The organism is Pseudomonas sp. GV105 (assembly GCF_003058185.1).
GTDB classification, from domain to species: Bacteria; Pseudomonadota; Gammaproteobacteria; order Pseudomonadales; family Pseudomonadaceae; genus Aquipseudomonas; species Aquipseudomonas veronii.
Genome location: NZ_QBUF01000019.1, coordinates 20064 through 33988, shown reverse-complemented (window position 1 = coordinate 33988; position 13925 = coordinate 20064). Strand labels below are relative to the sequence as shown.

Genomic DNA, 13925 nt, shown 5'->3' with positions numbered 1-13925 from the left:
ATATTTTTTTACACTTCTGACGATCAGCGGTTTCTGGCATTCTGCGCCTCCATTTTCTGTCCAGAGCCCGCACTTTGTCTGACGCTCAAGCCCCGCGCCCGCGCTATAAATCCGACCTGATCTATGGCCTGGAAGACCGTCCGCACTTCTCTGCCGCAATGTTTGCCGCCTTGCAGCATGTGTTGGCGAGTTTTGTCGGCATCATCACCCCTACGCTGATCGTCGGCGGCGTGCTGGGCCTGGAAAGCGAGGTGCCGTACCTGGTGAGCATGGCCTTGTTCGTGTCGGGGCTCGGCACTTTTGTGCAGGCGCGCACGTTCGGCCCGATCGGTTCGGGGTTGTTGTGCCTGCAGGGCACCAGTTTTTCGTTTATCAGCGTGATTCTCAGTGCCGGGTTCATGGTCAAGGCCCGGGGTGGCGGCACCGATGAGATTCTCTCGACGATCTTCGGCATCTGTTTTTTCGCGGCGTTTATCGAAGTCGTGCTCAGCCAGTTCATCGGCAAGTTGCGCAAGCTGATCACCCCGGTGGTGACCGGCACCATCATCACCCTGATGGGCTTGTCGCTGATCAAGGTGGCAGTCACCGACATGGCCGGCGGCTTCGGCGCCGACAACCTCGGCGCCGCGAGCAATATGGGGCTGGCCGCGCTGGTGCTGCTCACCATCGTGGTACTCAACCGCTTCAACAACCCGTTCCTGCGCCTGGGTTCGATCGTGATCGGCCTGACCCTGGGCTTCATCGTGGCCTGGTGGCTGGGCCGTGTGGATATGGCGGCCTTGCCCCAGGTGCCGTTGATCAGCGTGCCGGTGCCGTTCAAGTATGGCTTCTCGTTCGACTGGGTGGCGTTTATCCCGGTGGCGGTGATCTTCCTGATTTCGCCCCTGGAGGCCGCCGGTGATCTGACGGCCAACTCGATGATTTCCCAACAGCCGGTCAAGGGCCCGCTGTACATCAAGCGCATCAAGTCCGGCCTGCTGGCGGACGGCCTCAACTCGGCGATGGCCGCGACCTTCAACAGCCTGCCGATGGTAACGTTCGCCCAGAACAACGGCGTGATCCAACTCACCGGCGTAGCCAGCCGTTATGTGGCGTACTTCATTGCCGGCCTGCTGGTGCTGCTGGGGCTGTTCCCGATGATCGGCGCGGTGCTGCAACTGATGCCCAAGCCGGTATTGGGCGGCGCGACGCTGATCATGTTCGGCACCGTCGCCGTGGCGGGGATCAAGATCCTCGCCGAAGCCGGCCTGCACCGCCGCAATATGCTGATCGTGGCGATCTCCCTGGGCATGGGCCTGGGTGTCGCCGCCGTGCCGGAAGTGTTGCGCGACCTGCCCAAGGCGCTGCACAACATCTTCGAATCGCCGATCACCGTAGGCGCGTTCTGTGCAATCCTGCTGAACATTTTCCTGCCGGAAGAGTTCTTAGAACTGGAAGAAGATGAATTTGATCCGGAGTCCTCAACCCTCAAAGTGATGCAAGACCCGGACGTCACGCACTAGGAGCACCTTCGTATGCGTAAGCTCATGGTTCTATCGATACTGCTGCTGACCTTGAGCGCTTGCGCCCTGTTCCCCAATCGCGACCCGGTCACTATCAACGTGGTGGGCATCGAGCCGCTGCAAAGCCAGGACCTGGAAGTGCGCTTCGCCGTGAAGCTGCGGGTGCAGAACCCCAATGAAACGGCAATCGACTACAACGGCGTGGCCCTGGACCTGGAGGTCAATGGCCGGCCGCTGGCGTCGGGGGTGAGTGATCAGCGCGGAAGCATCCCACGCTTTTCCGAGACGGTTCTGATGGTGCCGGTCAGCGTTTCAGCGTTTTCCGTGTTGCGGCAAACCCTCGGCCTGAGCCAGACCCAGAGTTTGAACAACCTGCCCTACGTATTGCGCGGCAAATTGGCCGGTGGGCTGTTCGGCACCATGCGGTTTGTCGATCGTGGAACACTGGACCTGCCGAATACCGCCACTTGGTAACCCCCCATGCAACCGACCTTGGTCACCCAACGCCTGATTCTGCGCCCGCTGACGCTCGACGATGCCGAGGGCATCCAGCAACAGTTCCCCCATTGGGAAGTGGTGCGTTATCTCAATACCCTGGTGCCGTGGCCCTACCCGGCTGACGGCGCGCGTCACTACCTGGAACACATCGCGTTGCCCGCCATGGCCCGGGGCGAGGAATGGCATTGGGCGATCCGCCTGCAAAGCGCGCCGACGAAGGTGAGTTTGTCGAGGGCATTTTTCCACGGGACATCTGGGAAATGACCCGTGAAGAGTGGCTGGATCGCCGCTCTTTCAAGCGATAGATATCAACCGGTGGGAGTAGGCTGACTCCCACCGGTTTTACCGCGCTCAGTCCGTGATGTAGCGCACGCCCGGCTTGGCCCGCTCATCGACCACCAGCTCGAAAACATCCGGCCGGGCGTAATGCCCCACCACGTCATAGTCATACCGTGCGCGCACCAGATCGTCGGTATTGATCTGCGCGCTCAAGAGCCCGGCTTCACCCAGCAGCGGCCCAGCCAGGATGTCGCCCATGGGGCCGACAATCACACTGCCGCCTGCAATCAACGGACGATCTGAAGGCCAGTTGGCAACCTCAACGCCCAGCGCCGCGGGCGATGCCTGCACCTGGCACGCACTGACCACAAAACAGCGGCTCTCGTGGGCAATGTGGCGCATGCTCACCTGCCACATCTCGCGCTCATCCACCGTGGGCGCACACCACACCTGCACGCCCTTGGCGTACATCGCCGTTCGCAGCAGGGGCATCATGTTTTCCCAGCACACCGCGCCGCCGATGCGCCCGACCGCCGCGTCGATCACCGGCAGTGTGGACCCATCGCCCTTGCCCCAGATCAGCCGCTCGGTGCCGGTGGGCATCAGCTTGCGGTGCTTGGCCACCAGGCCGTGCGCCGGCTCGAAGTACAGCATGGTGCAATACAAGGTGCTGGCGCTGCGCTCGATCACGCCCAGGACCAGGCTGGCACCGGTGCGCGCCGACAAACCGGCCAACGCTTCGGTTTCGGCGCCGGGCACGTCGATGGCGTTGGCAAAATATCGCGCAAAGGCTTCGCGACCTTCGGGCAGGCGATAACCGAGTTGCGTGCCGAAGCCTTCGCCTTTGGGATAACCGCCCAGCAGCGCCTCGGGCATCACCACCAATTGCGCGCCACTGCGCAGGATCGGCTCTTCATAGGCCAGGATTTGCGCCAGGGTGTCGGCCTTGCCGCCGGGCAAGGAACCGATTTGCAAGGCGGCCACAATAGAAACAGGCATCAGGATCACTCCGAACAATGAGGGGTTGCCCATTCTCCAGCCAGCCCGGATCATGAATAAAGCCCACCTCAGTGCTGAATGATATGAGCCAGATAAATATCACCCAAGTCGACCTCAACCTGCTGAAAACCTTCGAAGCCCTGCACGACGAATCCAGCGCCAGCCGCGCAGCGTTGCGCCTGGGCGTCACCCAATCGGCGATCAGCGCGGGCCTGCGGCGTTTGCGCGAGGTGTATGGCGACCAACTGTTCGTGCGAACCGGCCGTGGCCTGGCGCCGACCTTGCGGGCCAACCAGTTGAAGCCGGTGATCAGTGAGGCGTTGGACCGCTGCCGACAGAGCCTGGCAATGACCCACCCGGACACCCAGCAGTATCAGGGACGCTCCGTGGTGCTGGGTTTATCCGACGACTTCGAGATTGCCTACGGCCGCCGCCTGATGGCGGAAATTGCCCAGCGGTTGCCGAAATTGCGTGTGATTTTCCGTCAGACCCACAGCCAGATCGTCGCCGCCGCCCTGCTCGACCGCAGCCTCGACCTGGCGATTACCGCCGGCGGCTTTGCCGAACGCCGCCTAAGCCGGCAGGTGCTGGGAGAAGGTGATTACCGCTGCCTGGTCGACCCGCACAGCCTGGCGCCAGGCCAGCAATGCATCGACCTGCACGCGTTCGTTAGCCGCGAGCATGTGCTGGTGTCATCCGGCGGTTTTATCGGGATCACCGATGAAGGGCTGGCGGCACAAGGGCTGAGCCGCCAGGTGTGTGCCTCCACCAGCCACTTCGCCGCGTTGCCGTTTCTGCTCAAGGGCAGCCAGGCGGTGGCGACCATTCCCGGGCACGCCGCCGAAGCCATCGCCGGCATGACCGGCTTGCAGGTTCTGCCGTGCCCGCTGGCGCTGCCGCGCTACCCGGTGGAACTGGGCTGGCGCACCCAGGCTCAGCTTGATCCGATGTTGCTGAAAGTGCGCGAGGCGATTGTCGCCAGCTTTACTTCGCCGCCGCCATCAGCTTGTTGACTTCGCTGCGCACCATGTTGGAGAACTCCGGCGGCGACATGCCGTCGAGTTCCGCGCGAACCCATTCGGCCCACTTGCCCTTGCGTTTGGCGCGCTCGCCGAACAGGCGCGCGGCTTCGCCCTTGGCCTTGCCCAGGTTGCTTTGCCACAGGTCGTAGAGACGGGACTTTTCATCTTCCAGCTCGGCGCGTTCGGCGAGGGTCTTGTTGGCGAGATTGAAGCTCATGTTGAATTTCCTGCTGCACAAATAGGTGACATCTTACACTGTAGGTCTAAGTTTCCTGATTCGGATTTCGCATACCCACGCCGGCCGGCAAAAAACTGCAACTTTTGCCGCCGCCCGACACTCCATTGTTCACTGTCACATTTACCTGCAAGGAGTCACACAATGGCCCGTAAATCTGCCGCCCAAGTCGTCGAAGATCAAATCAAGGATCAAGCGTTCAGCGAACTGACTGCACTGATCGAAGAGTCGGACAAACTGCTCAAAAACAGTGCTTCCCTGGTCGGCGAAGAAGGTGAAACGCTGCGCGAGCAGGTCGCTATCAAGCTCAAGCAAGCGCTCGATTCGGTGTCCAATGTGCGCGAGCGCAGCAAGCCGGTGGTGGATGCCACCGAAACCTACATCGGCGGTCACCCGTGGCAGACCGTGGCGATCTCGGCAGGCTTTGGCCTGGTGGTCGGCCTGCTGCTCGGTCGTCGCAACTAATACTGTAGGCCTTGCGTAGCCACTGCCGAACCCTGGCGAGGTAGCGGCTACGCGGGTTTTCAGACGGCCCACTCACGTAGTTGATTCAACGCCTGCGCGTCCACTTCAATGCCTGCCGCCAACGACTTCGCCCGCGTGCGATGACGTCGATCCCCCGGCAACCGCCGCAACCCCACCGCGTGCATCTGCCGCACCAGTTCCTGGCTGCGCTCGGCGAAGTTTTGCCCGGCGGTTTTGCTCGGGTCGATCAGGATCAACAACTGGCCGGTCCACGGCGTGCGGGCGCCAGGGTGATCGGCCCAGTTGAACTCAAACGAGAAGTTGCCGCCGGTCAGGGCCGCGGCCAGCAACTCAACCATCATCGACAGCGCCGAGCCCTTGTGCCCGCCGAACGGCAACAACGCACCGCCTTCGAGGATGGCCTTGGGGTCCTGGGTCGGCTGGCCCAGGCTGTCGACGCCCATGCCCGGCGGCAGGCGCTCGCCGTTGCGCGCAGCAATCTGCACGTCACCATGGGCGATGGCGCTGGTGGCCAGGTCGAACACAATCGGCGCGCCGTCCGCCCGTGGCGCGGCAAACGCGATCGGGTTGGTACCGAACAGCGGGCGATCGGCGCCATGGGGCACCACGCAGGTCATGCTGTTGACCACGCTCAGCGCCACCAGGCCTTGCTCGGCGAAGGGTTCGACATCCGGCCACAGCGCGGCGAAGTGATGGGAGTTGTGTATCGCCAGCAACGCGATACCGGCGCTGCGGGCCTTGTCCACCAGCAACGCACGGGCCGCCGCCAACGCCGGTTGGGCGAAGCCATTCGCGGCGTCGACCCGCACGAAGCCGGAAGCGACATCCGTGACCACCGGCGTGGCCTTGCCATCGACCCAGCCGCTCTCCAGCGTGCTGATATATCCGGGCATCCGAAAGATGCCATGGCTGTGGGCGCCGTCGCGCTCGGCGCTGGCGCAATTGTGCGCGAGGATCTGCGCCACTTGCGGCGACGTGCCGTGCTTCACAAACACCGCGTGCAGCAACCCCACCAGGTCGTTGAAACCGATGAACGCTGAAGAATCGTCAACTCTCGGGGACTGGGCAGACATCTGTAGCTCCGATTTTGTAATTGGAAGAGACAACAAGAATCCAGACCGACGATTAAACAACGCCTCCCGTGCCTGCTGTCAACGGGCGCTTGAGTTATCTACTGCCTGACGCGCTTCGCCGTCCATTACGGTGTGTCGCGACTCCGTCACCAGCCTGTTTGGGCGTGCCCCAACGAGAATAAAAGTTCAATTGATGCGCAATTGCCATGAAGGCTGTTCTCGCCCTCGGTCTCGGGAGGTTAGAATGTGGGAAATCAGGATGAATTAATGACCGAAAAGTCTGCTTTAGAAGCCGAATATGACGCCATCACCGACGCCGCCGCGCATTGGTGCATGCGCTTGCATGCAAGTGATTGCACGGCGGACGAACGACAGGCCTTTCAACAATGGCACGATGCTCATCCGCTGCATGCCTTCGAATACGCGGCGATGCTGGAAATCTGGGACGTGGCCGATCACTTGCCACGCCATGCGCCGCTCGTAGCGCCGTTCAGACCGCGTCGCCGGCTGCGCGATTACGCGGTGGCTGCCGCAGTGTGCTTGGCCGCGCTGCCCCTGGCGGCGTTCACTGGCTGGGAAGCGGGCTGGTTGCCGACTGCCTATGAACGGTTCGAGGCCAGCAATGGCCTGCGCCAGGTCACCCTGGCCGATGGCAGCCAGGTTGAGCTCAACCTAGGCACCGAACTGGTCTACGCCGATTACAAGGACCAGCGCCGGGTCACACTGAGCAAGGGCGAGGCGTTTTTCAAGGTCAGCCATGACAGCACCCATCCGTTTGTCGTCAAGGCCGGTGAAGGACAGGTGCGCGTGACCGGCACCCAATTCAACGTGTGGAAATACGAAAATCAGGTGCGGGTGATGCTGCTCGAAGGCTCGGTGCAGATTTCCAGCGACCCGGCACACGGCAGCGTGCCGCTGACTCCAGGCATGCAAGCCAGCTATCAACCAGGCGATGCCACCCCAAGCGTGCGCCCGATCAACCCCAACGACAGCGCCCTCGCCTGGCGCCAGGGCAAATTGGTCCTGGACAACCTGGCCCTGGCCGACGCGTTACCGTTGATCAACCGCTACCTGAACAAACCGGTGATGCTGGCCGATATCGGCACCGGAACAATCCGCATCGGCGGCATCTATAACATCAGCGAGGTCAACAACCTCGTCCCCTCCCTGCCCAAGGTTTTGCCGGTCTACCTGACCCAGAACCAGGATGGCAATCCCGTCCTCAACTCCATCCCACGTAAAGCGCCCAAGGGCTGAGGCTTCTGCCTGTCCCTGCGGGCCTGATTGCGCCCGCAGTGTCCATTTTTGAAACACCTCCCTGCCCTGAACGGCCCGACCGGCGCGAACTCCCGGTTTTGTTACACGAAGTGTTACATCGCTGATACAGGCTCCCGAACTCACCGCCTGCGCGCCAGGCGTATCGGAAATTGCCGGCCGGCGTCGGCCAGCTGTATCAACGCTGAAACAGTATGGCCATCACTTAGCCTGCTAAGTTTCATAACTATTTGATTAACAATAATAAATTGAAAGCGGCACGCCTTCTGCTCTATCCCTTACAGCGCTGTTTAGGGTCAGCGCGGTGAATAAGGAATACTGCCGTGGATACGCATAATCCAGGCTCATTGAGCCTCCTGCTGATCAGCTGTGTACTGAGTACCGGCGTGAGCCTTCCAGTGCTCGCGGCAGGTGATGGTGTGATCGTCGTTCAACGTCAGGTCCAACCTTACGCGATAGGCCGGACACGCGGCACAGACCCCTACCCCACCACGGTCAATACCAATCCGTCGGCAACCGTCAACAGCGAACTCAGCGACAACGACATCGCCGGTGTGAGCAGTGGCGCCAGCATCACTCGCAGCATCATGCCCAATGGCGACCTGGCCGGCTTGACCAACACCAATAGCATCGGCCTGGGCGCTGGCAGCGCAGCCGGCCATGGCGGCAGCGGTATCGCCGGTACGGTCAACGGCGCGGTATCCCGCGGCCTGGCCCCGGTGAGCAATATCGGCGGCATGATCGGGGGGGCAATGAAATGAAGGCTTCCTGGATGCTCCTCGCGGTACTGGGCTGCACGGCGGCAATGGCCGACAGCAGCAACAACGCGACGATTGATAACTCTGCCAAGCAATACAACGGCGTCGTGACGCTCAACCAGGCCGCAGGCGACCAGCAACAACTGAGCAACAACGTCGCGATCGCGGTGGGCCACAACGCCCAGGCGAACATCGCCATCACGCAAAAAATCAGCGGCGCTGCCGCAGACCGCGCCATGGATGCCAAAGCGGCGATCCACGGCACCTCCTTCAGCAATGGCAACGGTGTACTGAGTGTCAACCAGTCGGCCGGGGCCCAGAACCAGATGATCAATGCCGTGCGAATCAGCATCAACGCTGGCCCGCAGAGCATCGACGACAGTGTCATGTCGCAACAGAACGTTGCACTTGCAACAGACTCAGGGTTGAACCCTATCACTGGCAGCCGCCAGGTCGTTACCAGCGACCAGGCCTTCACCGGCAGCCGTGGAGTGGTACAGGTCAACCAGAGCGCCGGGGTGGGGAACCGAGTGGCTAACACCCTGAATGTACGACTCAACTGATGGAGCTGAGTCGCCAGCTACACCGTACCAACACTTAACCAACTAAATAGAAGCAAGGAGATACACCATGAAACCTACAATGGCTCTTAAACCACTGGCTTTCGCTCTCGCTGCTCTCATGGCTGTTGCTGCTCAAGCGGGTCAGACTCATCATCATCCACAACCACCAACCGTCGCTGCCGCGGCCGCCAATGACGGTCAAAGCAACCATGGCAACGTGGTGATCAATGACAAAACCCAAAACAACGCGTCGGCCAACAGCTCCTACAACCACAGCAGCGGCGTAGCCAACGGCAACGTTCTCAGCGGTGACAACAACCAAGGCAAAAACGACGTAGTCGTTCAGTCTGCCGATGCTGATTTCGTGTTCGCCGCCGTGAACTCCGCACAGTCGAACACCGGTAACCTGGTGATCAACAGCGGCACCAAAAACAATGCCTCCCTCAACGATAGCGGTAACAACGCTTCGGGCATCATTCAGTTGAACGCCGCCGCGGGCACTTCCAACCAAGCCAGCAACAGCACTGTCGTTCAGTCGAACAAAGACGGTTCTGGCGGCCTCGCAACCGTCAATGGCGTGCAGGAAGTATCCAGCAACCTGACGCTCAACATCAGCAGCGGCCACAGCTGGAGCGCCAAACCCGTTGTCAACAACGCCAGCGTGAACAACTCGATGAACTACAGCTCTGGGGTGTCGAACTCCAACGTTCTGTCGGGCAGCAACAACCAAGGTCAGAACAACGTAGTGGTCCAATCCACCACTCGCTTCTGATCCAGATCGGGCCTTGGCAACAAGGCCCTTTTTATTTCCAGTGTCCAACAGGTCATACGATCATGCGCCTCGTCGCCTTCTGCCTGCTGTTAGCACTCACCGGCCCAACCTGGGCAGGGCAAATGGCCGTGGTCATGCCCGGCGGTGGGTTGATCTACAAAAAGGTCGAGAGCATCCGCGAGCGCAAGTTCGCCAACCTGGTGGAACAGAAAACCGATTTCAGCTGCGGGGCCGCCGCACTGGCGACCATCCTGCGCCAAGCCTATTGGATGGACGTGGATGAAGATCACGTCATCAAGGGCATGCTGGCCAGCGCCGACCAGGAACTGGTGCGTTCCCAGGGCTTCTCCATGCTCGACATGAAGCACTACCTGGAAAGCATCAACATGCGCGCCAGGGGCTACCGGATCACTCCGGAAGTGCTGATCACGGTCAAAGTGCCGGTCGTCGTGCTGCTTGATATTCGCGGCTACAAGCACTTCGTGGTGCTGCAGCGCGCCGACAAAGACTGGGTGTATATCGGCGATCCCGTGCTGGGTCACAAGCGTTATGCCAAGGACGATTTCATCAAGGGCTGGAACGGCATCGTCTTCGCCGTATTGGGTGAAGGCTACGACAAGGCCAACGTCTTGCTCGACCCACCCACGCCACTGACTGCCAAGAACAAGCTGAACGAGTTCAGCCCGGTGCGCGACAGCGAATTGATGGACTTCGGTTTTATCCAGAGCGACTTCTTCTAGATAGAAGCGCAATAAGGGGTAGGAAGCTCCAGGAGCAAACGATGAATACTCTCCGTTGGCTGACAGTCATGTGCCTGGCAGCCTCAGCACCTGTTTATGCTTCATCGGCGTTCAAGCCGATTGAACTCAAGGATTCGGAAATGGCCGAGTTGCGCGGCCGCTATGTGATGCCGGGGCGGATTGTCAGCTTTGGCATTGTGATGAGCAGTACCTGGACCAACGCCGCCGGTGCCACCGTGACCGGCACTGCCAACATGCAAGTCAACTCCACCACCATCACGCCGCAATTTTACGTGCAGATTACCGGCAGCGATGGCAACGGCACGACCCAGCAGCCTACCGGCACCGGCACCGTCGTCGGCGGCTCCGGCCTCGGCACCGGCCAGGGCGTGGTTCAAAGCGTCCGCACAGCGGGTGATGGCAACACAGCCACCAACGGCGTTGACATCAACGTCACCAAAGACGGCTTGACTCCGGCCAACTATGTCCAGTCAGGCCAGGCGTTACTGGCCGGCCAGCCGATTACCGGCAGCACTGCCGCTGGCCAGGTCACGGTGAGCGCCAAGAACGGCGGCCTGCAGATGGCGCTGCTGGCCAGCAACAATCAAGGCAACGTCGTGCAGCAAATTGGCGGCGGCAACGTCCTGCAAGGCACGGTCATCCAAGGGAACAGCAACTTCGTGAACAATCTGACCCAACTCAATGTGGTGCTGGGAAACAGTGGTCTGAACAATATCACGCAAAATCTTAACCTAGATCAACTCAAAGGCCTTCGCCCTTCCGGTTATTGAACTACGCTGAGCCACGACACTTACGCATTAGGAATGGGACGGCTTATTTCATGCATCGATCGTTATCGTTACGTGCCGTGATTTGTTTGAGTACGCTCCTGCCGGCGTCCGCGCTATATGCCGCACCGGACACCGATATTGAAACCTTGAAACAGGAACTTCTGGAGCTCAAGCAACGTTATGAAGTGCAGCAAAAAGCACTGGCAGTATTGGAGCAACGCGTTCGACAGGTAGAAGACCAACCCGCAACACCCGCCCCTAGACGCTTGGTCAAGTCGCCTGCCGACTTGAGAAAAGGCGGCACCACCGTGGCAGGCAACACGCCTGGGGTGGGCGCGGCGGCAGCATCGGGCGGCGCCGGCGGTGGCAGTTCCTATGGGCAAAGCCTGAAGGATGACTCGGCGCCGGCACAAAGCGTGAGCAACTTGTACAACGAGGCCAGTGGCTTCTTCGGCAATGGCAAGTTCAGCTTTGAAACCGGCGTCACCTATGCGCGCTATGACGCACGCCAGTTATCCCTTAACGGCTTTCTGGCGCTGGATTCGATCTTCCTCGGCAATATCAACCTGGACCGGATCAAGTCCGACAGCTGGACCGTGGACCTGACCGGGCGCTACAACCTGGACAACCGTTGGCAGTTCGACGTGAACGTGCCAGTGGTGTATCGCGAGTCGACCTACCAGTCCGGCGGTGCGGGCGGCAGCGCCAACACCACCTCGGAAGGCTCGGTTACCCGCGACCCGACCATCGGCGACGTGAACTTCGGCATTGCGTATAAATTCCTCGACGAGAGCGCCAGCCTGCCGGATGCAGTGGTGTCGTTACGGGTCAAGGCCCCTACCGGCAAAGATCCTTATGGCATCAAGCTGATCGAATCGCCGACCAACACCAACCTCGCCGTGCCGGAAACCCTGCCGACCGGTAACGGCGTGTGGTCGGTGACGCCAGGTATCTCCCTGGTCAAGACCTTCGACCCGGCGGTGCTGTTCGGCTCGCTGTCCTACACCCATAACTTCGAAGATTCGTTCAGCGACATCAGCCCCAACGTCAACCAGAAAATCCCCGGCAAGGTCAGTCTGGGCGACAGCTTCCAGTTAGGGGTCGGTGTCGCCTTCGCCCTCAACGAGAAAATGAGTATGTCGTTCTCGGTGTCCGACCTCGTGCAACGCAAGAGCAAGGTCAAGCAAAGCGGCGGGGATTGGCAATCGGTGGTCTCCAGCGATGCCAACGCCGGTTACTTCAACGTGGGCATGACCATCGCGGCGTCGGATAACCTGACGATCGTGCCGAACCTGGCCATTGGCATGACGGATGATGCGCCGGACTTCACCTTCAGCCTGAAATTCCCGTACTACTTCTAAACCGCGCACAGGGAAAAGCCCCGCAACGATAAGGGTCGTTGCGGGGCTTTTCGGTTTACCCGCCCTAGCGGATCTGGTGTTTGTGCAACAACCGGTAGAACGTCGGCCGGGAAATCCCCAGCACACGGGCCGCGACACTCAGGTTGTCGCTGTGCCGGTTGAGCACATCGCACAGCGCCTGGCGTTCGGCGCGGTGTTTATAGTCTTCCAGTGTAGCCATCGGCGACGAAATTGCCTGCTGACTCTGCAAACCCAGATCAACGGCTTCGATTTGCCGCCCTTCGGCCAGCACCAGGCCTCGGCGCACGCGGTTGGCCAGCTCACGCACATTGCCCGGCCAAGGGTGGTGCCCCATGGCCACCAGGGCGTCTTCGCTGAAGCTGCGGGGGCGGCGCCCGGTTTCCTGGCTGTAGAAGCGCGCAAAGTGGTTGGCCAGCATGGCGACGTCACCGTGGCGCTCGCGCAACGGCGCCGTGACCACTTGCAGCACATTCAAACGGTAATACAAGTCTTCACGAAACGTACCCTTCGCAACGGCCGCTTCCAGGTCGACGTGGGTCGCCGCCAGCACTCGCACATCCACCGGGATCGGCTGGCTGCCGCCGACGCGTTCGATCTGTTTTTCCTGCAGGAATCGCAGCAGGTTGGCCTGCAGCTCCATCGGCAAATCGCCGATCTCATCAAGAAACAACGTGCCGCCATTGGCCGCTTCAATCCGCCCGACCTTACGCTGGTGGGCGCCGGTAAACGCGCCCTTTTCGTGGCCAAACAGTTCGGATTGGATCAGGTGTTCCGGGATCGCGCCGCAGTTGATCGCGACAAACGGCTTGGCATGGCGCTGGGATTGGCGGTGCAGGGTTTTGGCCACCAGCTCTTTGCCGGTGCCGCTGTCGCCGCGGATCAGGACCGGGGACTCGGTGGGCGCCAATTTGGACAATAACTTGCGCAGCTCGCGGATCGGTCGGCTGTCGCCCAGCAGTTCATGTTCGGGCTCGTCCACCGCGGTGTAGCCCTTGCCCCGCAGCCGTGCCATGCCAAAGGCGCGGCCGAGGGTGACCTGCACCCTGGACACATCGAACGGCAAGGTATGGAAGTCAAAAAACCATTCGCAGACAAAATCGCCGACGTTCTGCAAGCGCAACACTTCTTGGGTGAGCACCGCGATCCACTCGGTGCCGCTGCGGCTGATCAGTTCCTTGACGGCTTCGGGCCGCTCCAGGTGATACGGCTGCAAGCGCAGCAAGCCGACATCGCAGGATCGCTCACCCACGGCCGCCAACGTACAACTGTCCACCTCCCACCCCGCCGCACGCAAACCCGGTAACAACTCATAGCAGTCATCACAGGGGTCGACCACGAGCAAGCGGCGCTGCACAGGTGTAACAATCATGACTATTCCTTGGCGCCAGAATTGCTAAAGTTATTTATAAACAAAGGTTTGTGACGCCCGGGAGTTACAGTATCAAAATCTTGACAGTTGCCTTGTATCGATTTGCTATATGTCTTGGCAAAAAGCCACTCGACCGTCACATCCCAGCAAAAAAGTTGTACCTGCCGAATCGCGTATTCAG

The 13925-nt window shown here is 60.6% G+C and carries 15 protein-coding genes and 1 pseudogene; 12 read left to right on the top strand and 4 right to left on the bottom strand.

Translation table 11 applies throughout. From position 1 onward, the window contains the following. Window positions 1-74: 74 nt before the first annotated feature. The 3 genes and pseudogenes from C8K66_RS27885 to C8K66_RS27875 all read left to right on the top strand — a co-directional run. On the top strand, window positions 75-1502 hold the full coding sequence (locus C8K66_RS27885) for a nucleobase:cation symporter-2 family protein (RefSeq protein WP_046383168.1): 1428 nt from the start codon (window positions 75-77) through the stop codon (window positions 1500-1502). A gap of 12 nt (window positions 1503-1514) precedes the next feature. Continuing rightward, entirely contained in the window at window positions 1515-1976 is a 462-nt protein-coding gene (locus C8K66_RS27880; RefSeq protein WP_017848402.1) for an LEA type 2 family protein, read from the top strand. A 6-nt stretch (window positions 1977-1982) separates the two neighbouring features. Continuing rightward, window positions 1983-2213 (top strand): annotated as a pseudogene (locus C8K66_RS27875) (GNAT family N-acetyltransferase); the annotation flags it as partial. A 138-nt stretch (window positions 2214-2351) separates the two neighbouring features. On the opposite strand, the gene C8K66_RS27870 reads toward C8K66_RS27875, so the two are convergent. After that, complete coding sequence (locus C8K66_RS27870; protein WP_026140204.1) at window positions 2352-3278, bottom strand: carbon-nitrogen hydrolase family protein; 927 nt, start codon at window positions 3276-3278, stop codon at window positions 2352-2354. Window positions 3279-3361: 83 nt separating this feature from the next. On the opposite strand from C8K66_RS27870, the gene C8K66_RS27865 reads away from it, so the two are divergent. Continuing rightward, window positions 3362-4291, top strand: a complete 930-nt coding sequence (locus C8K66_RS27865; protein ID WP_079443641.1) for a LysR family transcriptional regulator — start codon at window positions 3362-3364, stop codon at window positions 4289-4291. Here C8K66_RS27865 and C8K66_RS27860 read toward each other — a convergent pair. Further along, a complete protein-coding gene (locus C8K66_RS27860) occupies window positions 4263-4517 on the bottom strand; it encodes a hypothetical protein (protein ID WP_017848398.1) in 255 nt (84 codons plus the stop codon). The two genes, C8K66_RS27865 and C8K66_RS27860, sit on opposite strands and share 29 nt — an antisense overlap. 162 nt (window positions 4518-4679) lie before the next feature. Here C8K66_RS27860 and C8K66_RS27855 point away from each other — a divergent pair, with 162 nt between their 5' ends. Then, window positions 4680-5000, top strand: coding sequence for a YqjD family protein (locus tag C8K66_RS27855; RefSeq protein ID WP_017848397.1), 321 nt, complete (start codon window positions 4680-4682; stop codon window positions 4998-5000). Between the two features lie 59 nt (window positions 5001-5059). On the opposite strand, the gene C8K66_RS27850 is transcribed toward C8K66_RS27855, so the two are convergent. After that, the gene (locus C8K66_RS27850) at window positions 5060-6094 is read right to left on the bottom strand and encodes an Ldh family oxidoreductase (RefSeq protein ID WP_057005237.1); all 1035 of its coding nucleotides are present in this window, start codon (window positions 6092-6094) and stop codon (window positions 5060-5062) included. Between the two features lie 267 nt (window positions 6095-6361). Here C8K66_RS27850 and C8K66_RS27845 point away from each other — a divergent pair, with 267 nt between their 5' ends. From C8K66_RS27845 to C8K66_RS27815, 7 genes are all read left to right on the top strand, one after another. Further along, window positions 6362-7351 carry a FecR family protein gene (locus tag C8K66_RS27845; RefSeq protein WP_046383165.1) on the top strand — a complete coding sequence of 330 codons (990 nt, stop codon included), beginning with the start codon at window positions 6362-6364 and terminating at the stop codon, window positions 7349-7351. Window positions 7352-7692: 341 nt separating this feature from the next. Next, window positions 7693-8130: a hypothetical protein gene (locus tag C8K66_RS27840; RefSeq protein ID WP_108526586.1), complete on the top strand. Its 438-nt coding sequence runs from the start codon at window positions 7693-7695 to the stop codon at window positions 8128-8130. Continuing rightward, the gene (locus C8K66_RS27835) at window positions 8127-8690 is read left to right on the top strand and encodes a hypothetical protein (RefSeq protein WP_057005235.1); all 564 of its coding nucleotides are present in this window, start codon (window positions 8127-8129) and stop codon (window positions 8688-8690) included. Before C8K66_RS27840 ends, C8K66_RS27835 begins: the two co-directional genes overlap by 4 nt. 67 nt (window positions 8691-8757) lie before the next feature. Next, the gene (locus C8K66_RS27830; RefSeq protein ID WP_108526584.1) at window positions 8758-9462 is read left to right on the top strand and encodes a heme utilization protein; all 705 of its coding nucleotides are present in this window, start codon (window positions 8758-8760) and stop codon (window positions 9460-9462) included. A 62-nt stretch (window positions 9463-9524) separates the two neighbouring features. Continuing rightward, entirely contained in the window at window positions 9525-10202 is a 678-nt protein-coding gene (locus C8K66_RS27825; protein WP_108526582.1) for a C39 family peptidase, read from the top strand. A 41-nt stretch (window positions 10203-10243) separates the two neighbouring features. Then, window positions 10244-10993, top strand: a complete 750-nt coding sequence (locus C8K66_RS27820; protein WP_057005232.1) for a hypothetical protein — start codon at window positions 10244-10246, stop codon at window positions 10991-10993. A gap of 50 nt (window positions 10994-11043) precedes the next feature. Then, entirely contained in the window at window positions 11044-12354 is a 1311-nt protein-coding gene (locus C8K66_RS27815) for a hypothetical protein (RefSeq protein WP_057005231.1), read from the top strand. A gap of 64 nt (window positions 12355-12418) precedes the next feature. Here C8K66_RS27815 and C8K66_RS27810 read toward each other — a convergent pair whose 3' ends face one another. Then, window positions 12419-13744, bottom strand: a complete 1326-nt coding sequence (locus tag C8K66_RS27810) for a sigma-54 dependent transcriptional regulator (protein ID WP_046383162.1) — start codon at window positions 13742-13744, stop codon at window positions 12419-12421. Window positions 13745-13925 lie beyond the last annotated feature (181 nt).

What these genes read in the sequence shown, in the direction of transcription:
- C8K66_RS27880 (WP_017848402.1), top strand. Translation starts at nt 1,515, where the DNA reads ATGCGTAAGCTCATGGTTCTATCGATACTGCTGCTGACCTTGAGCGCT.
- C8K66_RS27870 (WP_026140204.1), bottom strand. Translation starts at nt 3,278, where the DNA reads ATGCCTGTTTCTATTGTGGCCGCCTTGCAAATCGGTTCCTTGCCCGGC.
- C8K66_RS27865 (WP_079443641.1), top strand. Translation starts at nt 3,362, where the DNA reads ATGAGCCAGATAAATATCACCCAAGTCGACCTCAACCTGCTGAAAACC.
- C8K66_RS27860 (WP_017848398.1), bottom strand. Translation starts at nt 4,517, where the DNA reads ATGAGCTTCAATCTCGCCAACAAGACCCTCGCCGAACGCGCCGAGCTG.
- C8K66_RS27855 (WP_017848397.1), top strand. Translation starts at nt 4,680, where the DNA reads ATGGCCCGTAAATCTGCCGCCCAAGTCGTCGAAGATCAAATCAAGGAT.
- C8K66_RS27850 (WP_057005237.1), bottom strand. Translation starts at nt 6,094, where the DNA reads ATGTCTGCCCAGTCCCCGAGAGTTGACGATTCTTCAGCGTTCATCGGT.
- C8K66_RS27845 (WP_046383165.1), top strand. Translation starts at nt 6,362, where the DNA reads ATGACCGAAAAGTCTGCTTTAGAAGCCGAATATGACGCCATCACCGAC.
- C8K66_RS27835 (WP_057005235.1), top strand. Translation starts at nt 8,127, where the DNA reads ATGAAGGCTTCCTGGATGCTCCTCGCGGTACTGGGCTGCACGGCGGCA.
- C8K66_RS27830 (WP_108526584.1), top strand. Translation starts at nt 8,758, where the DNA reads ATGAAACCTACAATGGCTCTTAAACCACTGGCTTTCGCTCTCGCTGCT.
- C8K66_RS27825 (WP_108526582.1), top strand. Translation starts at nt 9,525, where the DNA reads ATGCGCCTCGTCGCCTTCTGCCTGCTGTTAGCACTCACCGGCCCAACC.
- C8K66_RS27820 (WP_057005232.1), top strand. Translation starts at nt 10,244, where the DNA reads ATGAATACTCTCCGTTGGCTGACAGTCATGTGCCTGGCAGCCTCAGCA.
- C8K66_RS27815 (WP_057005231.1), top strand. Translation starts at nt 11,044, where the DNA reads ATGCATCGATCGTTATCGTTACGTGCCGTGATTTGTTTGAGTACGCTC.
- C8K66_RS27810 (WP_046383162.1), bottom strand. Translation starts at nt 13,744, where the DNA reads ATGATTGTTACACCTGTGCAGCGCCGCTTGCTCGTGGTCGACCCCTGT.